We start from the raw sequence: 21583 nt of genomic DNA, 5'->3' as shown, positions 1-21583 counted from the left end.
CCGCTGCTGCCCCCGCCGTGCCACCCCGATCGTGCAGGCCATCCTCGTCCTCCAAGCCGCCGAGGAGGCCCGCTACCCACGATGAAAATGGCTCACTGGAACAGGGGGCGGGACGGCAAGCTTCGCTACTCCGCGTACAAAATCATGATTGTCTACATGTCGAACTGGCGCCTGCCGGTGTACGAGTGCGTGCTCGACATCGCCACCGGGGCCACGATCCGCGACTCCACGAAGGAGTACGCGCTCGGCAACGTGGACGGGATGGAGACGTCCGCGGACCGGGTGAGCGTGTTCAACGAGCAGTGGAAACCCGGCTCCGACGGCAACAGCGGTGGGGTCTTCACAGGAGCCATCGGCAACGGGCCGAACATGGGTGCACAGTTCGGGCACTACACGCAGCGCCAGATCATCAAACTGCTCGTCTCCGGCCGGGTGGCTGTCGACCTCTGGCTGGGGATCGCGCCCAACGAGGCGATGGTCATCCAGGGTGTGACCGAGCCGTCGTCGGTGGACGCCATGATCTCCCAGCTTCGCGAGCACTTGCGGGAGCACAGCGGCGCCGCCTATCCCGACGGGAACGCGGCGTTGAGTGGACCCGCTGTCCCGTCGGGTGCGGACCCGACCGCTCTCCTGATGCCACCGCCGTCCGAAGGTCACACGACCGAGCCGATCCGGCAGCGTCCCCCGGGCGAGGAGAACGAACAACGCCGCCACTCGTGAGTTGAGCGCTCCGTCCGTCCTGTGATGCCAGGCAGCGGACGGAGCCGGCGATCAGCCCGTGCGGTTCGCGGCCATCCAGGCGGTCGCGAAATCGACCAGCGCGCGTTGGGACATCAGGCGGGCGGTCGCGCTTCCGATGCGGCCGACCGTCGCGCCGCCGGTGGCCTCGAAGTCGGCGCCCAGCCGGTCGAAGTCGTCCTCGTCGGTGACGACGTCGGTCCACGTGGTCCACCGGCTCGATCCGTCCGGCAGCCGTACCGCCGAGCCCGTCACCGCCCGCGGCGGCGACGCCTGCCGCCATTCCGCCAGGTGCAGCGACGTGTTGGAGCTGTGTTCGCAGCCGAGCAGCAGCACCTTGCCGTCGAGCCGGTAGACCGCGCCCAGCGGTGAGTGCTCGCCCAGCGCGTCGTCGAGGCGGTGTCCGTCCACGACGTCGGCGGCGTGCGCGCCGAGCGCGGCGAAGGACACCTGCGGATGATTGCTGCGGCGGGCGCCCGGCCAGGTGCGTACCGTCTCGGCGACGGCGCCCATCCACCGGCTCGGCGTGCGCGCCGGGTCGAAGCCGGGCGTCTGCTCGCGGATGACGGGCCACCACGCCTCCGGTACGGGCGGATGCCGCCACCCGGCCGGATCCGTGTTGTCCGGCGTGTGCGTCGGCACGACGAGCGTGCCCTCCGGACCGAGCGCCTCCAGCAGCGCCAGCACCACCGCCTCGGTGCCTCCGGCGACGAACCCGAGACTCCGGTACGACGAGTGCAGCAGCAGGACGTCACCGGAGGTGACGCCGAGCGCGCGCAGGTCGTACGCGAGCGAGCTGACGGTGTGCGGTGCGGCCTGGTCCACGCGACGCAGTGTAGGCGGAACCCTCGAGCAGGATGCTCGCCAATTTCGGGATAGCGGCGGCGTCTCCGCGCGTCTGTCACTGGTGAACGAGGAGACGAGGGTGGTGCGGTGGAAGAGGACGAGCGGGCAGTGCTGGCCGAGTTCGTGGCGAGCCGGGCGCCGGCGCTGATACGGGTCGCCTACCTGCTCACCGGTGACCGCAGCAGCGCCGAGGACCTGTTCCAGTCGGCGCTGTCGAAGATCATTCCGAAGTGGCGGACCATCCGGCACGCCGACCCGGAGGGCTACCTCCGCGCCGTCATGTACCGGGAGCAGGTGAGCTGGTGGCGACGGTTGCGCCGCCGCCGGGAGTCGCCGGTCGGCGGGCACGAGCCGGTGGTGGCCGACCCCGCCGGAGGTACGGACCTCCGGCTGGCGCTGCGAGCGGCGCTGTGGCAACTGCCACCGGCGCAGCGCACCGTCGTGGTCCTGCGCTACTACGAGGATCTGCCGGAGGCCCAGGTCGCCGAACTGCTGGGCTGTTCGGTCGGGACGGTGCGCAGCCGGACCCACCGCGCGGTCACCCGACTGCGTCAGATCCTGCCGGACAGCGAGCTTCTGGAGATGCAGCGATGAGTGATCCGTTCGAAGGTCTGCTCCGCTCCACCCTCACCGACATCGCCGAGGAGGCACCGACTGTGCGGGACTCATTGACCAGGGCGGAACGACGCGCGCGTGGCCGTCGACGCAACACGGTGGCGGCAGGCGCGGCGGGCGTCCTCGCGGTGCTCGTGATCAGCGCGCCGTTCGCGTACGCCGGCCGGGGTGACGACGCCGTGATCTCGCCGCAGCCGGGAACGAGCGTCCCGCAGCCGAGCCGGAGCGAGCCCGTCGATCCGCCGCCGGGCGTGCCGTCGCCGGTCCCGGTCGGCCCGGAGGACCCGAGCAATCCGGCCGCGCCGTCGCCCGTCCCGGTCAGCCCGGAGGACCCGACCAGGCCGGACAGCGCGCTTCCGGCTCCGCCGGGCGTGCCGTCGCCGGTTCCGATCGGTCCGCGGGACCCGCGCAATCCGGGGGTACGGCCCGACGACGCCGTCCTCCCGTCGCCGAGCCCGACCCGGCGCTGATCGACGCGCACCGGCGTCCCTCCCAGCCGGTGCGAGGCTGGGCCCGCCCCGACGACGGCGGGCCCAGCCCGTCCGCGCGCGCCGCGGGCAGCCGGCCACATCCGGTACGCGATGGCCGCGCCGGCCGGCCCGGGGCCGACCGGATCCCGGACGATGTCACGCCCACGGCGGGGGATGCCGGTTGACGTAGTCGCGGGCGCGGGGGAGTGGGTCACCGAAGTACTGGTGCGGCGTGCGGTGATGCTGGGCCTGGCAGAACGTGGCGAGGTCGACCGTGATCGCGTTCCGGTCCAGTGGGCGCCGCTCGAACTCCCGGTTGGCGGCGAGCAGGTCCGCCTCCGGATTCCATCCGGCGTGGTCGAACGCCCAGTCCGCCCAGGTCGCGTACACGTGGAAGACCTGGCGCTCGCCCGCGAACCGCAACCCCGCGAGGCCGATCGGGCGGTCCGGATAGGTGTCCCGGCACACCCAGGCCAGGATGTGGCAGGCCCCGGCGGCGAAGAACGGCTGGTCCGCGCGATTCCAGGCGAGTCGCTGGTCGGCCCGTTCCCCTGGCGTACGCCGGAAGGCGCCCGCTGCCGTCACTGCCACCGGCGCACCCTAGCCGGGCGGCTGGCCCCTCGCGACACCCGCTACGGAGGGCTGCTGACGATCTGAACCGGATTGACACGCGGGGTGGTCCGCGGGGGAGAGTCGGGCATGCGCTTTCCGGTGTCCACACCGCCCGCCGTTCCCGCCGGTACGTTGGCCACCGGCCCGCAGCCGACGTTGCCCGCCGAGGGCGGCCTGATCCTGCGCCCCTGGGAGGACGGGGACGCGCCCGCGGTCCTGGCCGCGTACCAGGATCCGGAGATCCGCCGCTGGCAGACCCGCCGGCCCACGTCGCCGGAGCAGGTCCTGCAGTGGTTCGCCCACCTCCGTCGTTCCTGGCGGGAGGAGACGGGCGCGAGCTGGGCGGTGACGCGCGACGGCGCGGTGGTGGGCCGCATGGCGTTGGGCGGCATCAGCCTCGACGACGGCGAGGCCGGGTGCGCGTACTGGGTGGTTCCGGCCGCCCGTGGCGCGGGCGTGGCCTCCGGCGCGTTGCGGGCGGTGAGCGCGTGGGCGCTCGGCGACGGCCGGCTGCACCGGCTCTGGCTGGACCACTCGACCGGCAACGTCGCGTCGTGCCGGGTGGCGGTCAAGGCCGGGTTCCGGCTGGAGGGCACCAAGCGCAGCGCGGCGGTGCACGACGACGGGCGGCACGACATGCACCTGCACGCCCGCGTCCGCGGGGACGCCTGACCGCCCTCAGCGTGTGCCGGGACGAGGAGAGCGCGCCGAGCAGCACCGCCGCGCTCCTCCCGCTGCCCGGTCACCGCCGGCGGCTACCCGCAAAAGCCGCCGCCAATCCCGGCGTCCGCCGAGGTCAGCCGCCCGGTTCGAGGTACGCGGCCAGGTGCGCCAGCGAGGACGCGATGCCCTCCTGGTGTGCCGCCTGGTCGATGCCCGGCGGTACGCCGGTGGCGGTGACTGTCACCTCGGTGCCGTCGCCGGCCGCGGTGAGGTGCCAGGTCATGGTCATGGTGCCCGCGTACGCCGGGTCGTCGGCCTGGAACACGGCCGTCTGCGTCACCCGGCGCGCCGGTACGAGTTCGGCGAACCCGACGTCCACCACGTCGGTGGCGTCCGACGTCTTGCCCGGGCTGCCCGCCGGGTCGAGGTAGGTGAGCACCATCCGGAACCCGCCACCGGGCCGGGGATCCCACCGCTCGATCCGCCCGCGCATCCCGTCCGGCGGCAGCCACGCCTCCAGGGCCGCCCGGTCCACGAGTGCGCCGTAGACGGCCGCCGGTGTGGCGCCGATCGTCCTGCTGCCCCGATCGATCCTGCTCACCCCCCAACCCTAGGCCCCGCACCCCTCGCCGGTCCTCGTCGATCTTGGAGTTGTGGCGGTTCACAAATGTCACCGAGGAGGGCGATTCAGGCGCCACAACTCCAAGATCGGCGGGAAGCGGGCCCGGGGCGCGCCCGGTACGCTGCCGCGAATGCCGGTACGACCGCACCCCGATGCCCCTGACGACTCGCTGCTGTTCGGTGCCGACGACGCGCCGCTGGCCCGGATGCGGCTTCGGGACGACGGCGGCACGCGGGTCGCGGCCGACGTCCGGCCGCTACCCGAGGCGCCGCTCACCCGGCTCGTCGCGCAGGTACGGCATGACCTCGCCGGGCATCGGCTGGAGACGCCGGACGAGGCGCTGGCGGCGGCGCTGGTGGCCGACGGGCTGGAGCTGAGACGGGCCGCCACTGACATGCGGCACGACCTGACCGACGTGCCCGAGCCGGTGGCGCTGCCGGACGGCTGGTCGCTCGGCGCCCCCGGCTGGGACGACGACCTCGCCGCAGGGCTGGACGCGGCGTACGGCCCGGACCACCCGGACGGCCGTTGGCAGCCCAGCGACACCGAACAGGTGCGGGCGATGTTCGACACCGGTGAGCCGGTGCCGCCCCTGGTGCCCGCCTCGGCCCGGCTGATCGACCCGGACGGCCGCAGCGCCGGGCACGTGCTGTGCGCCGGACCGGTGCCGTGGACCGACGACGACTGCGTCTGGATCCTCAACCTCGGCGTCGCGCCCCGCGCGCAGCGTCGCGGGTTCGGCCGGGCGCTGCTCGTCCAGGCGTTGCGTGGCGCGCGGGAGGCGGGACTGCCGTCCGTCGGCCTGTCGGTTGTCGACGGCAACCCGGCCCGCCGCATGTACGACGCCGCCGGCTTCCGGACTCTCACCCGGGTGCTCACGGTCCGGATTCCCGACGCGTAGCCCGCCGACCGGGCGGTAAACGTTCAGGCGCCGGTGAGCAGAGGGTGGTGCTCGGACCAGAGCCAGCGTAGATAGTCGCGTAGCCGTTCCGGGGTGGCGATCCAACCCTGGCCGGGATAGCGGAGCAGCCGGCTGACCTCGCCGGCCACCAGGTCGTACCCGGCCGCGCCGGTCTCCGGCACCGGGGCGTCCGGCGCGACGGCCACGGGCAGCGGAACCATCGGGATCCGCAGGCCGGCGTCGTCGCAGGCCCGCAGCACTGTGAGATAGACCCGGACCAGGTGGTACGGCGAGACGACGAGCGCGACGCTGCCGATGCCCAGCGTCCGCACCTGCTCCACGATCCACGCGGCCTGCCGGCCGGTGCCGGTGACCGGCTCGGCCTGGAGCACGACCCCGTCGACCCGGCGCAGGCCGAGCCCGCGCAGCCGGTCCAGTGTGAGCGGGCGGTAGGTCCGCTCGGCCGAGTCGGTGTTCGCCACCAGCAGGTGCCGCAGGGCGGGGCCGGTCTCCCAGGAGCGGATCGCGTCGGTGAGACGCCAGTCCTCGCCCTGGCCGGTGGCCACCACCAGCGCGTCCACCCGCTCGGCGGCGCGGTGGGGGAGCGTGAGGACCATCGTGACCGCCTCCAGCACCGCCAGGAGGCGGTCGGCCGGGACGTCCGCGAACGCCTCGGCCGGCACGAGCCGCGGCAGCGGGCGGGACACACTCGTCACGCCCGCGATCTTGCCACCATCGGTTCGACGGCGGATGAGACAGTGGCATGGTGCGGGTGGGGATCCTCGGGCCGCTTGAGGTCCGCGACGGCGATCGGCCGGTCGACGTCGCCGGGGCGCGGCTGCGGGCGCTGCTGATCCGCCTCGCTCTGGACCCGGGCCGGCCGGTGAGCGTGCCCGCGCTGGCCGAGGCGCTCTGGGGTGACGAGCCGCCGACCGACACCGCGAACGCGGTGCAGACGCTCGTGTCCCGGCTGCGCCGGGCTGCGCCCGGCCTCGGCGTTCGCAGCAGCCCGGCCGGCTACCGGCTCGACCTGGCGCCGGACGACGTGGACGCCGGGCGGTTCGAGCGGCTGACCCGGCAGGGGAGGGCGGCGCTTCGCGACGGGGACGCGGCGACGGCGCGGACGACGTTGCGCGACGCGCTCGCGCTGTGGCGCGGGCCGGCGCTGGCCGAGGTCACCGACGCGCCGTACGCGGGGGCAGCGGTGGCGCGGCTGGCGGAGCTGCGGCTCACCGCGCAGGAGGACCGGATCGAGGCGGAGCTGCGCACCGGGCGACCGGAGCTGATCGTCGCCGAGCTGGAGGAGCTGACCGCCGCGCATCCGCTGCGGGAGCGGCTGGCCGAACTGCATCTGCGCACGCTCGCCGCCGCCGGGCGGCCCGCCGAGGCGCTCGCGGCGTACGAGCGGATCCGGCAGCGGCTCGCCGACGAGCTGGGCGTCGACCCGTCGCCGCAGTTGCGGGCCGCGCATCTGGAACTGCTGCGCGGCGAGACGGCACCGCAGCAGCCTGCGGCGCGGCGGGGCAACCTGCGGACCGCGCTCACCACGTTCGTCGGGCGCGACGAGGACCTGCGCCGGCTCAGCGGGCTGCTCGCCGGCAACCGGCTCGTCACCCTGCTCGGGCCGGGCGGAGCGGGCAAGACCCGGCTGGCGAGCGTGGCGGCGGGCCGGCTCGCCGACGGCGTACCCGGCGGGGCCTGGCTGGTCGAGCTGGCGCCGATCACCGATCCGGCGGACGTGCCCCGGGCCGTGCTCGACACGCTCGGCCGGCGGGACCTGACGCTGGAACCGGCACGCCCGCCGGCCCGCGACACGCTCGGCCGCCTGGTCGAGACGATCGCCGCCGACGAGACGCTGATCGTGCTGGACAACTGCGAACACGTCGTCGAGGCCGCCGCCCGGCTCGCCGAGGAACTGCTCGGGCACTGCCCGGGACTGCGCGTGCTGGCCACCTCGCGGGAGCCGCTGGGCATCGTCGGTGAGGCGCTGGAGCCCGTACCCCCGTTGCGGCTGCCACCGGCGGACGCGGCGCCGGGCGACGCGCTCGCGTACCCGTCGGTGCAGTTGCTGCGCGACCGGGCCGCGGCCGTGCGGGCCGGGTTCGCGGTGACCGGCGACAACGTGGCGGACGTGGTGGAGATCTGCCGCCGGCTCGACGGCCTGCCGCTGGCCATCGAACTCGCCGCGGCGCGGCTGCGGACGCTGTCGCCGCGGCAGGTCGCGGCCGGCCTGGACGACCGGTTCCGGCTGCTGACCGGCGGCAGCCGCACCGCGCTGCCCCGGCACCGCACGCTCCGGGCGGTGGTGGACTGGAGCTGGGGGCTGCTCACCGACGACGAGCGCCGGCTCGCCGAACGGCTCGCGGTCTTCCCGGCGTCGGTCACCGCCGAATCGGCGGCCGGCGTCGACGGCCCGGCCGCCGCCGCGCTGCTGGACGCGCTCGTCGACAAGTCGCTGCTCCAGGTGGTCGGCGACGGGCGGTTCCGGATGCTGGAGACCATCCGGGAGTACGGGCTGGAACGGCTCGCCGCCGCCGGGGCGACGGCCGGGGCGCGGGCCGCCCACGCGGCGTACTTCCGGGACCTGGTCCGGACCGCGGAGCCGCACCTGCGGACCGCCGGTCAACTGCCATGGCTGCGCCTGCTGGAGGCGGAACGGGAGAACATCGTCGGCGCGCTGCACCACGCCTGCGATGCCGGTGACGCCGACACCGCGCTGCGGATCGGCGCGGGGCTCGCGTTGCCGCTGGTGATCTGGGGCGACACCGGCGGCATCGGCGGTGACGTGCTGGCCCGTGCGCTGGCGCTGCCCGGCCCCGCTCCGGCGGAGGAGCGCGCGGTGGTGCTCGCCATCCGCATCGGCGCGGGCCTGGCACGCGGCGAGCACGGGCCGGCACCGGAGCAGATGGCCGAGCTGACCGCGGCCCTGCGGGCGGCGGAGGGGACCAAACACCCGCTCGTGGGGCTGCTGGCGCCGATGCTGTCGATCTTCGACCAGGACACTGCGGCCGGGATCGCGGCGATCGGCCGGGCGCGCGGTCACCCCGATCCGTGGACCGACGGCACGCTGCTGGCGATACGCGGCAAGTTCAAGGAGAACGACGGCGACGCCGAGGGCATGCTGCGCGACCTGACCGACGCCGCCGCGGAGCTGCGCGCGGTCGGCGAGCGGATGAGCCTGTCGCACGTGCTCAGCGAGTATGCCGACGCGCTCACCAAACGCGGCGACTTCGACGCGGCGACCGCGGCTCTGGAGGAGTCGGTGCGGCTGGCCCGGGAACTCAACCCGGCCTCGGAGCCGGGCTTCCAGTTGATCTGGCTCGCGGCCATCCGGGCCCGCTCCGGCGACGTGGCCGGCGCCAAGGCCGAACTGCGCCGGTTCGTGACCGACCGGGACGGCCGGGACGGGACGTTCGGGCTGATGATGCTCGGCAGCATCGCCCGCTCCGACGGCTCGTTCGACGAAGCCGAGGAGTGCCTGGCCGAGGCGATGCGCCGCCAGGCCGAGACGCCGCTGGTCGCCCTGCAGTTCCGCGGCCTGATGCTGGCCGAGATGGGCCACCTGGCCCTGGCCCGCGGCGACCTGCCGGGTGCGCGCCGGTACCTCGACGAGGCGACCACGCGCAGCCTCACCGCCCGGGACATGCCGGTGGTCGCGATCATCACGGTCGGCTGGGTGGCGCTGGCCGTGGCCGAGGGCCGGTACGAGCAGGCCGCCGAACTGCTCGGCGTCTCCGACTCGCTGCGCGGCCGGCCGGACCGGTCCAACCCCGATGCGCGGCTGCTCGCCGAGCGGCTGCGCGCCGAGCTGGGCGAGGACGGCTACGCCGCCGCGTACGCCCGGGGTCACGGCCTGAGCCGGGCCGACGCCCTCGCGTTCGTGGGCGGCGACCCGGCTCGGTGATCGTCGCGCCGCCCGTCCGGGGCGGCGCGGCCGGCTCAGGCGCGGCGGCGGTAGGCGCGCACGGCGAGCGGCGCGAACACCGCGATGATCGCCACGGTCCAGAGCAGCGTCCGGGTCACCGGCCCGGCCACCGGGCCGCCGATCATCAGGCCCCGGGCCGCCTCCATCACGTCGGCCACCGGGTTGACCCCGACCCACCACTGCAGCCAGCCGGGCAGCGTGTCCGTCGGCACCATCATGTTGGTGCCGAAGGTCAGCGGGAACAGCAGCAGGAACGCGGTGCCCTGCACGGCGCCCGGGCTGCGCATCACCACGCCGAGCAGCACACCGATCCAACTGACCGCGAACGCGAACCCGATGGTCAGCAGGCAGGCGGCGAGCGCGGACAGCGGATCGGTGCCGACCCGGAAGCCGAGCGCGTACCCGAAGCCCAGCAGCACCACGATGGAGACCACGAACCGGACCAGGTCGCCGACCACGGAGCCGACGAGCGGCGCGGACCGGGCGATGGGCAGGCTGCGGAACCTGTCGAACACGCCCTTCTCGACGTCGGTGTTGAGGCTGACGCCGGTGGCGATGGATGCGAACAGCACGGTCTGCACCATGATCGCGGGAAGCAGGAACTGGAGGTAGTCGTGCGGCGAGCCGGCGACCGCGCCGCCGAGCAGGTAGACGAAGATCAGCACGAAGATGATCGGCTGGAGCGTGACGTCGAGCAGTTGCTCCGGGGTGCGGACCGTCTTGACCAGGCTGCGGCCGGCCAGCGCGAGGCTGTGCCGGAACAGCCCGAACGGGCGGCCGGCGACGTGGGACGGGCCGGTCCGGGACGGCGTCGCCGCCGCGCGGGTCGTCGTGGTCATGCCGCCACCTCCGTGGACTCCTCGGCGCCGTGGCCGGTCAACGTGAAGAACACCTCGTCGAGGCTGGGCAGCCGCAGCGCCAGCTCCGCCACCCCGATGCCGGACTCGTCGAGCCGGCGGACCACAGTGGGGAACGTGGCGTCGCTGTCCACCGGCACGGTGAGCAGGCCCGGCCGGGGCAGCTCGGGATCGGCGCCGGTGCTGACGCGCAGGATCTCGGCGACAGCGCCGATCCGGCCCGGATCGGTCGGCCGGACCACGATCGTCTGACTGCCGGCGATCCGCTTCAGCTCGGCCGGCGTACCGTGCGCGATCACCCGGCCGTGGTCGATCACCGAGATCTCGTCGGCGAGCGCGTCGGCCTCGTCCAGGTACTGCGTGGTGAGCAGCACCGTCGACCCGTCGTCGACCAGCGAGCGGACCACGCCCCACATCTCCTCCCGCTTGGCCGGGTCCAGGCCGGTCGTCGGCTCGTCCAGGTAGATCACCTCCGGCCGGCCGACCAGGCTCGCGGCCAGGTCCAGGCGGCGGCGCATGCCACCGGAGTACGTCTTGGCCGGGCGCCCGGCCGCGTCGGTCAGGCCGAACCAGGCGAGCAGTTCCGCCGCCCGCGCCCGCGCCTCGCGGCGGTCCAGGTCGAGCAGCCGGCCGATCAGCACCAGGTTCTGGGTGCCGGTCAGGTCCTCGTCGACCGAGGCGTACTGGCCGGTCAGCCCGATCAGCCGGCGTACCCGGGCGGCGTCGGTGACCACGTCGTGGCCGCCGACGGTGGCGCGTCCCCCGTCCGGGCGCAACAGTGTGGCGAGGATCCGTACCGCTGTGGTCTTGCCGGCGCCGTTGGGCCCCAGCACCCCCAGCACGGTCCCCCGGCGTGCGGCGAGGTCGATCCCGGCCAGTGCGGTCGTCGTACCGAACCGCTTGACCAGGCCCTCCGCTTCGAATGCGTAACTCATGACGCCGACGATGACCGGGGCCGCTGGCACCTGGCGCACACGCCGCGCACACCGTCGTGTGCGGGACCGGAATCGAGTACGCGTGCTCATTCGCCCGGGTCGCCGACCGGGCAGGATCGGAGGCGTGACAAGGAGACGTACGCTGCTCGGCGGTCTGTTCCTGGCGCTGGCCACGGCCGGTGCCTGGGCGGCCTGGCTGAGCTGGGAATCAGGCTGGACCGTGGACCCGCAGACCGGCGACATGAGTGGGCCGTACGCGGTCTGGCAGGTCGCCGCCGCGGTGCTGACGCTGGGCGCGCTGGCCGCGGTCGGCGGCTGGTGGCTGAACATCTGGCTGGTGGCGACAGTGATGACAGTGGCGTTCACCGTCCCGTGGGCGGTGCACGCCGCCTCGACCGACGACACCGGCCTGTGGGCGGTCGGTGCGGCGCTGGTGGCCATCGGCACCGCCATCGGGACGATGCTGGTCGGCGGCGCCGCCGGTTGGTTGCGCCGCCGGACCGGGTGACGGCCCGCGTCAGCCGCGGTTCAGGCGCTCGGCGTACGCGTCGCGCAGTTCCGCCCAGCCGAAGTCCTTCGCCTCCGCGCCCCGGATCGGGCCGACCGGGTCGCCGTCGAGCAGATGGGCGGCGACGTCGAGGCAGAGGTGCCAGCCGGCGGCCGTCATCGGGGCGAGGTCGGGCCGGCCGACCCGGTGGCGCAGCGTGAGCGTGGTGCCGTCGCCGGTCGCGGCCAGCTCCCAGCGGAGCCTGTCGTCGCCCCAGGTGTACTCCAGCAGGTGCGGCCGGTCCGCGCGCAGCACCCGGGCCGGCGCCGGGTAACTCTGGTCGCCGTCGACGGTGCTGAGCACGGCGTCGCCGGGACGGCCCAGGTCGCGGTCGGTCAGGAACGGCGCCCATCCGGCGAGCTGATCCGGGTCGGTGAGCGCGGCCCACACCTTCTCCGGCGGGTGCCGCAGCTCGCGGACGAAGACCAGTTCGTTTTCGGGTGCCAGCTCCACTCGGGCGAGCGGGCCGGGACGGAACGTGTCGCGGTCCATCTGTCATTCCTGACTGTCGAGATGGCGTTCCAGGGCGTCGAGGTGCGCGTTCCACATCGACCGGTACGGCCCGAGCCAGTCGTCCACTGCTCGTAGCGGCGCCACGTCGACGCGGTAGATCCGCCGCTGCGCCGCCGTGCGGCAGGTGACCAGGCCGGCGTCGCGGAGCACGCGCAGGTGCTTGGAGACCGCCGGCTGGCTCATGCCCAGCGCGTCCACCAGCTCGCCCACGCTGCTCTCCGCCCGGCGCAGCCGGTCGAGGATGCGGCGCCGGGAGGGCTCGGCCAGCACGGTGAAGGCGTCGACGGTCACCCCCGCAATATGCCTCACCAGTTATATGCCTGGCAAGGAATGACAGGTCGCGCTGCCGGGGCCCGGCGGGCTCCATATGCTCGGGGGATGGAATTGCGGATCTTCACTGAACCCCAGCAGGGGGCCACCTACGACCAGCTTCTCGCGGTGGCCCGCCGCGCGGAGGAGACCGGCTTCGCCGCGTTCTTCCGCTCCGACCACTACCTGAAGATGGGTTCGGTGAGCGGTGATCCCGGCCCGACCGACGCCTGGACCACGCTCGCCGGGCTGGCCCGCGACACCACCCGGATCCGGCTCGGCACGCTGATGACCGCCGCCACGTTCCGGCTGCCAGGTCCGCTGGCGATCACCGTGGCGCAGGTCGACCAGATGAGCGGCGGCCGGGTCGAGCTGGGCATCGGCACCGCCTGGTACGCCGAGGAGCACGCCGCGTACGGCATCCCGTTCCCGCCGCTGGGGGAGCGGTTCGACCGGCTGGAGGAACAGCTCGCCGTCATCACCGGGCTCTGGTCCACCCCGGCGGGCTCCACGTTCGACTTCCCCGGCACGTACTACCCGGTCAGCGACTCGCCCGCCCTGCCCAAGCCGGTGCAGCGCCCCCGCCCGCCGATCCTGCTCGGCGGCATGGGACCGAAGCGCACGCCCCGCCTGGCCGCCCGGTACGCCGACGAGTTCAACCTGCCGTTCGCCTCGGTCGAGGACACCGTGGCGCAGTTCCAGCGGGTACGCGACGCCTGCGCCGAGATCGACCGCGACCCGTCCACGATGGCCTGGTCCAACGCGCTCGTGCTCTGCTGTGGCCGCGACGAGGCCGAGGTGAGGCGCCGCGCCGAGGCGATCGGCCGTGACCCCGACGAGCTGCGCGCCAACGGCGCCGCCGGCACGCCCGCCGAGGTGGTCGACGCGATCGGCCGGTACGCCGAGGCGGGCAGCTCGCGCGTCTACCTCCAGGTGCTCGACCTGACCGACCTGGACCACCTGGAGTTGGTGGCCGCCGAGGTGATGCCGCAGCTCTGACCCTTCCGCCCCGCAGCCAGGGTGGGTCAGCGTGGGGTTGCGCGGCGGACGGTGTCGAGGCGGCCGTCGCGGTCGCTGTCCAGGTACGTCACGTCGGGCACGCCGTCGCCGTCCAGGTCGACCTGCACCACGTCCGCCACACCGTCGCCGTCGAGGTCCGTCACCACCTCGACGGAACCGTCCAGGTGCCGGGTCACGATCGACCGGCCCGACGCCTGGCGCGGCGGCGGCCCCGGGTGGGGCACCGGGGCGGGCTCGGGCTCGGGCGTGGGCCCCGGCACCGGCGCGGTCGCGGCGGGCGTCATCCTCACAGCGGCAGGCGGCATCTCCGCAGCGTCGGGGTCCACGCCGGTCGGGTCGATCTCCTCCTCCGACGGGTACACGTCGCCACGGAGGCTCGGGTCGCGGTAGCTGCTCATCCCGCCAGGATTCCCGCCGAGTGGCCGGGGCAACCCTGCCGGCGCATGATGGCGCATGATGCAGCGCATGACGGACACCAACTGGGCCGGAAACGTCAGCTGGTCGGCGCGTACCCGATCGCGGCCGACCTCGACCGACGAGCTGCGCCGGCTGGTCGCGGAGGCCGACCTGGTCCGGGCCGTCGGCAGCGGCCACTCGTTCAACCGGCTCGGCGACACCACCGGCACGCAGGTCGCGCTGGACGGCCTGCCACCCACCGTCGCGCTGGACCCCGACCGCAACACCGTCACCGTCGCCGCCGGACTGCGCTACGGCGATCTCGCCACCGCGCTCCAGGCCCAGGGGTACGCGCTGGCGAACCTCGCGTCGCTGCCGCACATCTCGGTGGCCGGCTCGGTGGCCACCGCCACCCACGGCTCCGGCGCGCGGAACCGCAACCTGGCCGCCGCCGTCGCCGCGCTGGAACTGGTCACCGCCGACGGCGACCTGATCACCGTCGACCGGACCGATCCGCGGTTCGCCGGGCTGGTGGTCAACCTGGGCGCGCTGGGCGTGGTCACCCGGCTCACGCTCGACGTGGTGCCCACGTACGCGGTGCGCCAGCACGTGCGCCTCGGCCTGCCCCGCGCCGCGCTGGACGAGGCGCTCGACGCCGCGTACAGCGTCAGCGTCTTCACCTCGTGGCGCTCGGAGCGCCTCGACCAGGTCTGGATCAAGCAGCACGCCGACCAGGCGCCGCCGCCCGCCGACTGGCTGGACACGGTGGCCGCCGACTCGCCCCGGCACCCGGTGCCCGGCATGTCGCCGGAGCACTGCACCGCGCAGCTCGGCGAGCCGGGGCCGTGGCACGAGCGGCTGCCGCACTTCCGGCTCGGCTTCACGCCCAGCAGCGGCGACGAGTTGCAGTCCGAGTGGCACGTGGCCCGCGGTGACGCGACGGCGGCGCTCGCCGCGCTCGACCCGGTCGCCGACCGCATCGCCGCCGCGCTCCAGATCTGCGAGCTGCGGACGATCGCCGCCGACGAGCTGTGGCTGAGCCCGAACTTCCGGCGCGACTCGCTGGCGCTGCACTTCACCTGGATCGGTGACCCGGTGGCGGTGGCGCCGGTGCTGGCCGAGGTGGAGGAGCGGCTCGCCCCGTTCGCGCCGCGCCCGCACTGGGGCAAGCTGTTCGACCGCGATCCGGCCGCCGCGTACCCCCGGCACGCCGACTTCGCCGCGCTGCTGCGCGAGTTCGACCCGAAGGGCAAGTTCCGCACCGCCGAGATGGACCGTTACTTCCCCCGGGACTGATTTACCGCCCGGCGGGCGTCTGCTGGCGCAGGCTGCCGCGCTGGACCGCCCGGCTGATGTCGCTGGGCGAGACGATGCCGACAAGTTGGTCGTCGACCACCACGAGCGCCCGGCCGTCGGTGCACTCGTTGAGCCGGGGGAGCAGGTCGGTGAGCTGCTCCTCCGGGCGGGCGAGCACCAGTTCGTCGGCCCGGCAGGACACCTCGGCCAGGGTGGTCGACGCGCGGCGGTCCGCCGGGATGCCGCGTACCCGAGCGAGGGTGACCAGACCGACCGGCCTGCCGTTGACGGTCAGTGGCAGCGCCGAGTGCCGGTACGCGAACAGGTAGTGGTCGACGAAGTCGGCCACCGTGAGGTCGCCGGACGCGGTCTGCGGCTGCGGCGTCATCACGTCGCCCACCCGGATGCCGCGCAGCGCGTCGCCCATCCGGGCGGCGCGTTCCTCCTGGCCTGCGGCGCCGAGCAGGAACCAGCCGATCAGCGCCAGCCAGAGCCCGCCGAACCCGGCGCCGGTGAAGAACCGCCACAACCCGAGCCCGATCAGCACGACGCCGAGCACCCAGCCCGCCCGGGCCGCCACCACCGACGCCTTGGTCCGGTCGCCGGTGAACTTCCAGACCGCCGCGCGCAGCAGCCGTCCGCCGTCCAGCGGGGCGGCGGGCAGCACGTTGAAGATCGCCAGCAGCACGTTGATGCCCGCCAGCCAGGACAGCGCGCCGAGCAGCAGCCCGTGCCCGCCCGCTGCGGCGACGGCCAGCGCGATCGCCGCGAAGAACACGCCGAGGAGCAGGCTGACCAGCGGCCCGACCCCGGCGATCCGCAGCTCGGCGCCCGGGTCCTTCGCCTCGCCCTTCAGCTCGGCGACACCGCCGAACAGCCACAGGGTGATCCCCTCGACCTCGATGCCGTTGCGCTTGGCGACCACGGCGTGCGCGACCTCGTGGGCGAGCAGGCCGACGAAGAAGACCACGGCGGCGGCCAGGCCGGCCGCGAAGTAGGCGACGGGGGAGTGACCGGGGTACGAGGCGGGGAACAGGCTCGCCGACAGCGCCCACGCGATCAGCACGAAGATGACCAGGACACTCCAGTTGACGCCGACCGGTACGCCAGCGATCCGACCCAGACGGAAACTCGCCCTCATGTTTCCGTCATACCCGGCACAGGCACCCCCACACCAGCACCCCGGGCGCACACCTGCCCTGGAAGGTGCGAGAGCTGGGACGTTCCCAAGATCAAGGTAGCTTGGTCGGATGACCCGACGAGCTTTTACCGCTGCGGCGGGCCTCTATGCGGTGGCGGTGGTGTGCTGCGCGTTGTTCTGGCCCGAGCGGGTTCCGCTGCATTTCGGCTTCGGGCTGGGCGCTGACTCGTACGGGTCGAAGTGGGCCGGCGTAGCTCTGGCCACGGCGATCGGGTGCTCCATGGTCGCGCTGTTCGCCGGATGCGCCTGGATCGCCGGGCGGATCAACCTGGACCTCGTCAACATACGGCACGCGGAGTTCTGGAAGGCGCCCGAGAACGAGCAGCGGCTACGGCGCATGCTGGCCGACGACATGTACCACGTGGGCGCGGCAACACTCGTGCTGCTCGCCGGGGTTTTCGGGCTCGTCACCGAGGCCGCCGTCACTGGGCGAGACGAGTTGTCCTGGTGGGCCGTCGTACTGTTGGCCGGCTATCTGGCCTACATCGCGGGCTGGACCGGTTGGCTGCTCACCGGCCGTTACCGCATTGACCGTCCTTAGCGCTTCCGGACGAGGCGGGGTCTGGCTCCAATGCCCGTCGCGGCAATCTCTCAGCGGCTCAGCGTCTCGTTCTTGACGGCCCGGATGAAGGCGGCCCAACTGCTCGGCGGGAAGGCGAGGGCCGGGCCGGCGGGGTCCTTGCTGTCGCGTAGCCCGACCACGCCGGGCAGGCCGTCGGCGACCTCGACGCAGTTTCCGGAGCCGTTGCTGCGGGTGCTCTTGCGCCAGGTCACCGTCGCCTGGTTGGCCTCGTCCACCCGCGCCGTCCTCTCATAGCTCGTCGATCGCCCCCAGGATGAGGTCGCGCGACTCCCGGGCGCCGGCCGCCGTGGCGACCAGGTGCTCGAAGACGCGGCTGTACTCCCTGACCTGTTGGCCTTCGAGATAGAGGCTACCCGCGCGGGTCTCGACGTAGACGACCCCCGGATCGGCCGGCTCGGGGAAGGCCAGCACGCTGAAGGCGCTGCCCATCGACCCGTACTCGCCGGCGCCGAAGGTCAGGATCTGGATGATGCGGCCGGGCCGGTCCGCCTCCTCGGCCAGCCGCCGCAACTGTGCCGCGAACAGCTCCGCGCCGCCGACCGGTCGCCGTAGAGCTGCCTCGTCCAGCACCACCCAGAGCTTCGGCGGAGTCTCGGTGCCCTGGCGGCGCATGCGCAACTCCACCCGCCGGTCCACCTCGTCGGTCGGGGCGTCCGGGTGCTCGGCGCGGATGACCGCGCGGGCGTAGTCGGCCGTCTGGAGTAGACCCGGAATCAGTTGCGGCTCGAACGCGCGGATTTCGGACGCCTGGGTGTTCTGCGACCGGTTGCTGCCCGGTGGACAGCGGTGTCTGCTCCGGCCCGGGCACGACGGTGAGTGCTCCCGGCGGTTCCGGCCGCGATGAGCACGCGCCGGAGCAGGGTGGGACGCCCGCGTGCCGGACCGGAAGCGGAGCATGCACGAGCCGGGGCCGAGAACGTCGGTTACGCGGTGACCGACGAGGACGTCGAGCGGGCCCGCCGGAGGCTGGCACAACAGCCGCCGATCATCGACGAGCAGCACGACCGGAACATGGCGTGGCTGCGCCAGTTCGGGCGACGGGGCGGCCGGCGCGTGAACGGGCTCGTCCTGGACACCTCGGCGCTGCTCGCGGCGGCCCCGCCGGTTCTGGAGGGCCGGAGCCGGTCAGTCGGCTTTTCCGGCCGGGACGACCCACGTCGTCGGCTGGCCGGTGATCGCGGTGATCAGGTCGAAGTCACCGTCGTAGTGCAGAACGGTCACGCCATGCCGTTCGGCCGTCGCGGCGATCAGCAGATCGGCCATCGAGAGCGCTCGGTGGTTGCCCTTGTGCAGCGCCTGCACCTGGACGTCGATCGCACGATCCCAGATGTCGTCGGGCATGGCGAGCCAGTCGAAACCGCGGAGCAGCCATCGAGCGCGCTTCGCGTCCTTGGCCGAGCGGGCGCTGTGTACGACCTCGATCTCGATGGCGCCGCAGACCGCCAGCAGACCGCGATCGGACAACTCGTCCAGGACCGGTGCCACGGCGGGCTTCGGCCATCGGGCCAGCGCCGACTTGTCGAGGAGGTAGGGCTCCCGCGTCATGCCGCTTCGGGCTTCGACGCCTGCCCCGGGTCGGTGAGGTCCGGCAGGCCGCCGCTCTTGAGCCAGTCGGCGAACTCCCGGCGCTTCTCCCGGTTGACCACTTCCTGCAGCGCGGCGTTGACAGTGGCCTTCTTGGTGCCCGTGCCGAGGATCTCGGCGGCCTCGGCCAGGAGGTCGTCGTCGACGTCGAGAATGGTGCGGGACATGGCATGCCTCCTCGTCCAGCAGGCGAACGAGGCGATGATATCAATTTCTCGGCTTCTTGATATACGCGCGGCGGTGTTCGGCGGGTCAGCGTCGTCGCGGGGCCTCGGCGACCACTGTCGGGGAGAACTCGTTCGCCGCCTCGACCGCCCACTCCAGCGCGAAGTCCGCCTCCTCCTCCCAGCCCGGTTCGCCGCCGACGAAGTGCGACCGGCCGGGGAACTTCCGGTAGCCGGTGAGCGCCGTCGAACTCCGGTAGAGGTTGGCGATGCTGGTGGCCAGCGACGCGGGCACCACGTGGTCCTCGCCGCCCGCGGTGATCAGCAGTGGCGCGCGGTCACTGCGCTTCTTGTCGATCTCGGTGGCCGAGTTCGGGTCCAGGTTGGCGAACGCCGCCTCGAACAGCACGTGCCCGGCGCCCGGTACGGCGTACCGCTCCCAGGCGGCGTCGGACTCCTGCTGGCTGATGGTGTTGCCGAAGGCGTACCGGAAGTCCTCCGGGGTGAACGGCACGGCGCGGTGCCGGTTGGCCGGGTTGTGCAGGATCGAATACCCGGAGCGCAGCGTGCTGGGCGGCAGCTTCAGCACGCCCCGTACCGGCGCGGGGTGCACGGCGACCACGGCGGCGCCGAGGCGCCGGTCCGCCAGCAACTGGGCGATCAGGCCGCCGAACGAGTGGCCCATGATGATCGGCGGGCGCGGCAGGCCCCGGACGATCGCGGTGTAGTGGTCGGCGATGTCGGCGATCCGCTGGGCGGCGATCGGCGCCGGGTCGGCGCGCAGCTCCTCGACCTCGCGGTCCATCCCGGGCCAGGCGGGCGTGAGCACCTGGAAGCCGCGTGCGGCGTACCGCTGCGCCCAGTGCTCCCAGCTCCGCGAGGTCATCCAGAGCCCGTGGATGAGCACGATCGTGTCGACCCGTCCCGTCGGTGCGCTCATGCCGCGGCATACCCGGCGCGGCGCGGTCCTCACTCCGCCCTGACAAATGTCACGGCCGGAAGGTGACTGCCGCTCCGGGGAACCGGACAACCAGCACCGGAACATCGTGGACATGACCGAACCCGCACCGGCCGTCGACCTGGCCGGACTCACCAAGACCTTCGGCCCGGTGACCGCCGTCGACGGGCTCGACCTGCGGATCGCGCCCGGTGAGGTGGTGGCGTTCCTCGGCCCCAACGGCGCCGGCAAGACCACCACCGTCGACATGCTGCTCGGGCTGGCCCGCCCGGACGCCGGCACGGTCCGCCTGTTCGGCGGCGAACCGGCCGACGCCGTCCGGCTCGGCCGGGTCGCCGCCGTGATGCAGACCGGCGGCCTGCTCAAGGACCTCACCGTCGCCGAGACGGTACGCATGACCGCGCACTTCTACGGCCACACCCGGCCGGTGGCGGAGGTGCTGGAGCGGGCCGGCATCGCCGGGATCGCCGACCGTGCCGTGGGTAAGTGCTCGGGCGGTCAGCAGCAGCGCCTGCGGTTCGCGCTCGCGTTGCTGCCCGACCCGGACCTGATGGTGCTGGACGAGCCGACCACCGGGATGGACGTCGAGGGCCGGCGCGACTTCTGGCAGGCGATCCGGGCCGACGCCAGCTCCGGCCGGACCGTCCTGTTCGCCACCCACTACCTGGATGAGGCCGACGCGTACGCGGACCGGATCGTGCTGATCCGCCAGGGACGCGTGGTCGCCGACGGCACCACCGCCGAGATCAAGAACCTGGCCGCCGGCCGGGTCGTGCGGGCCACGCTGCCCGGCGCCGACCAGGCCGCGCTCGCCGCGCTGCCGGGCGTCCGGTCGGTCGAGGTACGCGGCGACGTGGTGCTGGTGCACAGCGAGGACTCCGACGTGGTGGCCCGGCACCTGCTGACCCGCACCGGCGCCCGGGACCTGGAGATCACCTCACGCAACCTCGAGGACGCGTTCCTCACCCTGACCGCCGCCTGAACCGATTGCCGGGAGTCCTGCCATGACCGCCGCGACCTCGCCCACCGCCACCGACACCCGCCGGGCCGACCGCCGGCCACCCGCGCTCGGCGGCTTCTGCGCTCCGGTGCTCGCCATCGAGATCCGCCGGGTGCTGCGCAACCGCCGCACGCTGCTGTTCATCCTGGTCATGCCGGCGGTGTTCTTCCTCCTGTTCGGACTGCCCTCGCGGGGCGAGAAGCTGGACAACGGCCTGCCGGTCACCGGCTGGATCATGATCAGTCTGGCCGTGTACGCGGCGATGGTCGCCACCACCAGCGCCGGTGCGGCGGTGGCCACCGAACGCGCGCTGGGCTGGAGCCGGCAACTGCGGCTGACCCCGCTGCGCCCCGCCGCGTACGTGGCGACGAAGGTCGCCACCGCGATGGTGCTCGGCCTGGCCGGCGTGCTCGTGGAGTTCGCGGTCGGCGTCGTCTCCGGGGTCCGGCTGCCGGCGCACGTGTGGATCGTGTCCGGCCTGACCGCCTGGATCGGCTCGCTGGTCTTCGCCGCGTTCGGGCTGTTCGTCGGCTACCTGGCCCCGGCCGAGAACGTCATGCAGTTCATGGGCCCGGTGCTGGCCATCCTGGCCATGCTGGGTGGCCTGTTCCTCCCGCTGGAGCTGCTGCCCGACGTGATGCAGCAGATCGCCAAGTTCACCCCGGTGTACGGGGTCGGTCAGCTCGCCCGCGCGCCGCTGACCGGCACCGGGGTGGACTGGGCGGCGGTCGCCAACGTGGCCGCCTGGACCGCGTTCTTCGGCCTCGGTGCGGCCCGGCTGTTCCGCCGGGACACCACCCGGGTCTGAGCGGGGTCTAGCGTGGTCGG

At 73.5% G+C, this 21583-nt stretch carries 26 protein-coding genes and 1 pseudogene; 12 read left to right on the top strand and 15 right to left on the bottom strand.

Annotated elements, in window-relative coordinates; all coding sequences use genetic code 11:
• The first annotated feature begins 156 nt into the window (after positions 1–156).
• On the top strand, positions 157–720 hold the full coding sequence (locus ACFYO8_RS26275) for a hypothetical protein (RefSeq protein ID WP_387257683.1): 564 nt from the start codon (positions 157–159) through the stop codon (positions 718–720).
• 51 nt (positions 721–771) lie between these two features.
• On the opposite strand, the gene ACFYO8_RS26270 is transcribed toward ACFYO8_RS26275, so the two are convergent.
• Positions 772–1563, bottom strand: a complete 792-nt coding sequence (locus ACFYO8_RS26270) for an AAC(3) family N-acetyltransferase (protein ID WP_355094690.1) — start codon at positions 1561–1563, stop codon at positions 772–774.
• Between the two features lie 108 nt (positions 1564–1671).
• Between ACFYO8_RS26270 and ACFYO8_RS26265 the strand changes: the two genes are divergently transcribed.
• Both ACFYO8_RS26265 and ACFYO8_RS26260 read left to right on the top strand, forming a co-directional pair.
• Positions 1672–2178 (top strand): SigE family RNA polymerase sigma factor, encoded by a 507-nt coding sequence (locus tag ACFYO8_RS26265; protein ID WP_030503591.1) that lies wholly within the window; start codon positions 1672–1674, stop codon positions 2176–2178.
• A complete protein-coding gene (locus ACFYO8_RS26260; protein ID WP_387257682.1) occupies positions 2175–2669 on the top strand; it encodes a hypothetical protein in 495 nt (164 codons plus the stop codon). The genes ACFYO8_RS26265 and ACFYO8_RS26260 overlap by 4 nt, the downstream gene beginning before the upstream one ends.
• A gap of 156 nt (positions 2670–2825) precedes the next feature.
• On the opposite strand, the gene ACFYO8_RS26255 is transcribed toward ACFYO8_RS26260, so the two are convergent.
• A complete protein-coding gene (locus tag ACFYO8_RS26255; protein ID WP_387257680.1) occupies positions 2826–3260 on the bottom strand; it encodes a hypothetical protein in 435 nt (144 codons plus the stop codon).
• A 108-nt stretch (positions 3261–3368) separates the two neighbouring features.
• Here ACFYO8_RS26255 and ACFYO8_RS26250 point away from each other — a divergent pair, with 108 nt between their 5' ends.
• Entirely contained in the window at positions 3369–3953 is a 585-nt protein-coding gene (locus ACFYO8_RS26250) for a GNAT family N-acetyltransferase (RefSeq protein ID WP_355094694.1), read from the top strand.
• A gap of 124 nt (positions 3954–4077) precedes the next feature.
• On the opposite strand, the gene ACFYO8_RS26245 is transcribed toward ACFYO8_RS26250, so the two are convergent.
• Positions 4078–4545 carry an SRPBCC family protein gene (locus tag ACFYO8_RS26245; protein ID WP_387257678.1) on the bottom strand — a complete coding sequence of 156 codons (468 nt, stop codon included), beginning with the start codon at positions 4543–4545 and terminating at the stop codon, positions 4078–4080.
• 151 nt (positions 4546–4696) lie between these two features.
• Here ACFYO8_RS26245 and ACFYO8_RS26240 point away from each other — a divergent pair, with 151 nt between their 5' ends.
• The gene (locus ACFYO8_RS26240) at positions 4697–5467 is read left to right on the top strand and encodes a GNAT family N-acetyltransferase (protein WP_387257677.1); all 771 of its coding nucleotides are present in this window, start codon (positions 4697–4699) and stop codon (positions 5465–5467) included.
• Between the two features lie 23 nt (positions 5468–5490).
• Here the strand turns inward: ACFYO8_RS26240 and ACFYO8_RS26235 are convergent, their stop codons facing one another.
• Complete coding sequence (locus ACFYO8_RS26235; RefSeq protein ID WP_387257676.1) at positions 5491–6183, bottom strand: hypothetical protein; 693 nt, start codon at positions 6181–6183, stop codon at positions 5491–5493.
• A 47-nt stretch (positions 6184–6230) separates the two neighbouring features.
• On the opposite strand from ACFYO8_RS26235, the gene ACFYO8_RS26230 reads away from it, so the two are divergent.
• Complete coding sequence (locus ACFYO8_RS26230; RefSeq protein ID WP_387257674.1) at positions 6231–9371, top strand: BTAD domain-containing putative transcriptional regulator; 3141 nt, start codon at positions 6231–6233, stop codon at positions 9369–9371.
• A 35-nt stretch (positions 9372–9406) separates the two neighbouring features.
• Here ACFYO8_RS26230 and ACFYO8_RS26225 read toward each other — a convergent pair whose 3' ends face one another.
• Positions 9407–10231, bottom strand: a complete 825-nt coding sequence (locus ACFYO8_RS26225) for an ABC transporter permease (RefSeq protein ID WP_354872393.1) — start codon at positions 10229–10231, stop codon at positions 9407–9409.
• Complete coding sequence (locus ACFYO8_RS26220; protein WP_355015160.1) at positions 10228–11184, bottom strand: ATP-binding cassette domain-containing protein; 957 nt, start codon at positions 11182–11184, stop codon at positions 10228–10230. The genes ACFYO8_RS26225 and ACFYO8_RS26220 overlap by 4 nt, the downstream gene beginning before the upstream one ends.
• A gap of 124 nt (positions 11185–11308) precedes the next feature.
• Here ACFYO8_RS26220 and ACFYO8_RS26215 point away from each other — a divergent pair, with 124 nt between their 5' ends.
• Positions 11309–11692, top strand: coding sequence for a hypothetical protein (locus ACFYO8_RS26215; RefSeq protein ID WP_354872389.1), 384 nt, complete (start codon positions 11309–11311; stop codon positions 11690–11692).
• 9 nt (positions 11693–11701) lie between these two features.
• On the opposite strand, the gene ACFYO8_RS26210 is transcribed toward ACFYO8_RS26215, so the two are convergent.
• Complete coding sequence (locus ACFYO8_RS26210) at positions 11702–12223, bottom strand: SRPBCC family protein (protein ID WP_354872386.1); 522 nt, start codon at positions 12221–12223, stop codon at positions 11702–11704.
• Between the two features lie 3 nt (positions 12224–12226).
• Complete coding sequence (locus ACFYO8_RS26205; RefSeq protein WP_354872383.1) at positions 12227–12535, bottom strand: metalloregulator ArsR/SmtB family transcription factor; 309 nt, start codon at positions 12533–12535, stop codon at positions 12227–12229.
• Positions 12536–12622: 87 nt separating this feature from the next.
• Between ACFYO8_RS26205 and ACFYO8_RS26200 the strand changes: the two genes are divergently transcribed.
• On the top strand, positions 12623–13552 hold the full coding sequence (locus tag ACFYO8_RS26200; protein WP_354872380.1) for an LLM class F420-dependent oxidoreductase: 930 nt from the start codon (positions 12623–12625) through the stop codon (positions 13550–13552).
• Between the two features lie 26 nt (positions 13553–13578).
• Here the strand turns inward: ACFYO8_RS26200 and ACFYO8_RS26195 are convergent, their stop codons facing one another.
• Entirely contained in the window at positions 13579–13971 is a 393-nt protein-coding gene (locus ACFYO8_RS26195; RefSeq protein WP_355015161.1) for a hypothetical protein, read from the bottom strand.
• A gap of 67 nt (positions 13972–14038) precedes the next feature.
• On the opposite strand from ACFYO8_RS26195, the gene ACFYO8_RS26190 reads away from it, so the two are divergent.
• The gene (locus ACFYO8_RS26190; RefSeq protein WP_355015162.1) at positions 14039–15265 is read left to right on the top strand and encodes an FAD-binding protein; all 1227 of its coding nucleotides are present in this window, start codon (positions 14039–14041) and stop codon (positions 15263–15265) included.
• Between the two features lies 1 nt (position 15266).
• On the opposite strand, the gene ACFYO8_RS26185 is transcribed toward ACFYO8_RS26190, so the two are convergent.
• The gene (locus ACFYO8_RS26185) at positions 15267–16406 is read right to left on the bottom strand and encodes a site-2 protease family protein (RefSeq protein WP_355015163.1); all 1140 of its coding nucleotides are present in this window, start codon (positions 16404–16406) and stop codon (positions 15267–15269) included.
• A gap of 109 nt (positions 16407–16515) precedes the next feature.
• Between ACFYO8_RS26185 and ACFYO8_RS26180 the strand changes: the two genes are divergently transcribed.
• Positions 16516–17007, top strand: a complete 492-nt coding sequence (locus ACFYO8_RS26180) for a DUF1648 domain-containing protein (protein ID WP_354872370.1) — start codon at positions 16516–16518, stop codon at positions 17005–17007.
• A gap of 50 nt (positions 17008–17057) precedes the next feature.
• On the opposite strand, the gene ACFYO8_RS26175 is transcribed toward ACFYO8_RS26180, so the two are convergent.
• From ACFYO8_RS26175 to ACFYO8_RS26155, 5 genes and pseudogenes are all read right to left on the bottom strand, one after another.
• The gene (locus tag ACFYO8_RS26175) at positions 17058–17264 is read right to left on the bottom strand and encodes a DUF397 domain-containing protein (RefSeq protein WP_387257672.1); all 207 of its coding nucleotides are present in this window, start codon (positions 17262–17264) and stop codon (positions 17058–17060) included.
• A 13-nt stretch (positions 17265–17277) separates the two neighbouring features.
• A pseudogene (locus ACFYO8_RS26170) lies at positions 17278–17799 on the bottom strand (DUF5753 domain-containing protein); the annotation flags it as partial.
• Between the two features lie 375 nt (positions 17800–18174).
• A complete protein-coding gene (locus ACFYO8_RS26165) occupies positions 18175–18594 on the bottom strand; it encodes a PIN domain nuclease (protein WP_357710749.1) in 420 nt (139 codons plus the stop codon).
• Positions 18591–18800, bottom strand: a complete 210-nt coding sequence (locus tag ACFYO8_RS26160; RefSeq protein WP_013475596.1) for a type II toxin-antitoxin system VapB family antitoxin — start codon at positions 18798–18800, stop codon at positions 18591–18593. The genes ACFYO8_RS26165 and ACFYO8_RS26160 overlap by 4 nt, the downstream gene beginning before the upstream one ends.
• Before the next feature lie 85 nt (positions 18801–18885).
• Positions 18886–19737 carry an alpha/beta fold hydrolase gene (locus ACFYO8_RS26155; protein ID WP_354872362.1) on the bottom strand — a complete coding sequence of 284 codons (852 nt, stop codon included), beginning with the start codon at positions 19735–19737 and terminating at the stop codon, positions 18886–18888.
• Between the two features lie 112 nt (positions 19738–19849).
• Between ACFYO8_RS26155 and ACFYO8_RS26150 the strand changes: the two genes are divergently transcribed.
• Both ACFYO8_RS26150 and ACFYO8_RS26145 read left to right on the top strand, forming a co-directional pair.
• Positions 19850–20737 (top strand): ABC transporter ATP-binding protein, encoded by an 888-nt coding sequence (locus tag ACFYO8_RS26150; RefSeq protein ID WP_354872359.1) that lies wholly within the window; start codon positions 19850–19852, stop codon positions 20735–20737.
• Positions 20738–20759: 22 nt separating this feature from the next.
• Positions 20760–21563 carry an ABC transporter permease gene (locus ACFYO8_RS26145; protein ID WP_354872357.1) on the top strand — a complete coding sequence of 268 codons (804 nt, stop codon included), beginning with the start codon at positions 20760–20762 and terminating at the stop codon, positions 21561–21563.
• Positions 21564–21583: the final 20 nt, after the last annotated feature.

The organism is Micromonospora sp. NPDC005257 (assembly GCF_042872445.1).
In the GTDB taxonomy this organism is placed as follows: domain Bacteria; phylum Actinomycetota; class Actinomycetes; order Mycobacteriales; family Micromonosporaceae; genus Micromonospora.
The sequence above is the reverse complement of the archived record's forward strand: the minus strand, read 5'-3'. Positions and strand labels throughout refer to the sequence as shown.

Bases quoted from the DNA above. Each gene is read 5' to 3' on its own strand.
- ACFYO8_RS26210 (WP_354872386.1), bottom strand. From the start codon at position 12,223: ATGGACCGCGACACGTTCCGTCCCGGCCCGCTCGCCCGAGTGGAGCTG.
- ACFYO8_RS26180 (WP_354872370.1), top strand. From the start codon at position 16,516: ATGACCCGACGAGCTTTTACCGCTGCGGCGGGCCTCTATGCGGTGGCG.
- ACFYO8_RS26225 (WP_354872393.1), bottom strand. From the start codon at position 10,231: ATGACCACGACGACCCGCGCGGCGGCGACGCCGTCCCGGACCGGCCCG.
- ACFYO8_RS26230 (WP_387257674.1), top strand. From the start codon at position 6,231: ATGGTGCGGGTGGGGATCCTCGGGCCGCTTGAGGTCCGCGACGGCGAT.
- ACFYO8_RS26185 (WP_355015163.1), bottom strand. From the start codon at position 16,406: ATGAGGGCGAGTTTCCGTCTGGGTCGGATCGCTGGCGTACCGGTCGGC.
- ACFYO8_RS26200 (WP_354872380.1), top strand. From the start codon at position 12,623: ATGGAATTGCGGATCTTCACTGAACCCCAGCAGGGGGCCACCTACGAC.
- ACFYO8_RS26160 (WP_013475596.1), bottom strand. From the start codon at position 18,800: ATGTCCCGCACCATTCTCGACGTCGACGACGACCTCCTGGCCGAGGCC.
- ACFYO8_RS26165 (WP_357710749.1), bottom strand. From the start codon at position 18,594: ATGACGCGGGAGCCCTACCTCCTCGACAAGTCGGCGCTGGCCCGATGG.
- ACFYO8_RS26275 (WP_387257683.1), top strand. From the start codon at position 157: ATGTCGAACTGGCGCCTGCCGGTGTACGAGTGCGTGCTCGACATCGCC.
- ACFYO8_RS26150 (WP_354872359.1), top strand. From the start codon at position 19,850: ATGACCGAACCCGCACCGGCCGTCGACCTGGCCGGACTCACCAAGACC.
- ACFYO8_RS26260 (WP_387257682.1), top strand. From the start codon at position 2,175: ATGAGTGATCCGTTCGAAGGTCTGCTCCGCTCCACCCTCACCGACATC.
- ACFYO8_RS26220 (WP_355015160.1), bottom strand. From the start codon at position 11,184: ATGAGTTACGCATTCGAAGCGGAGGGCCTGGTCAAGCGGTTCGGTACG.
- ACFYO8_RS26195 (WP_355015161.1), bottom strand. From the start codon at position 13,971: ATGAGCAGCTACCGCGACCCGAGCCTCCGTGGCGACGTGTACCCGTCG.
- ACFYO8_RS26240 (WP_387257677.1), top strand. From the start codon at position 4,697: ATGCCGGTACGACCGCACCCCGATGCCCCTGACGACTCGCTGCTGTTC.
- ACFYO8_RS26190 (WP_355015162.1), top strand. From the start codon at position 14,039: ATGACGGACACCAACTGGGCCGGAAACGTCAGCTGGTCGGCGCGTACC.
- ACFYO8_RS26250 (WP_355094694.1), top strand. From the start codon at position 3,369: ATGCGCTTTCCGGTGTCCACACCGCCCGCCGTTCCCGCCGGTACGTTG.
- ACFYO8_RS26155 (WP_354872362.1), bottom strand. From the start codon at position 19,737: ATGAGCGCACCGACGGGACGGGTCGACACGATCGTGCTCATCCACGGG.
- ACFYO8_RS26145 (WP_354872357.1), top strand. From the start codon at position 20,760: ATGACCGCCGCGACCTCGCCCACCGCCACCGACACCCGCCGGGCCGAC.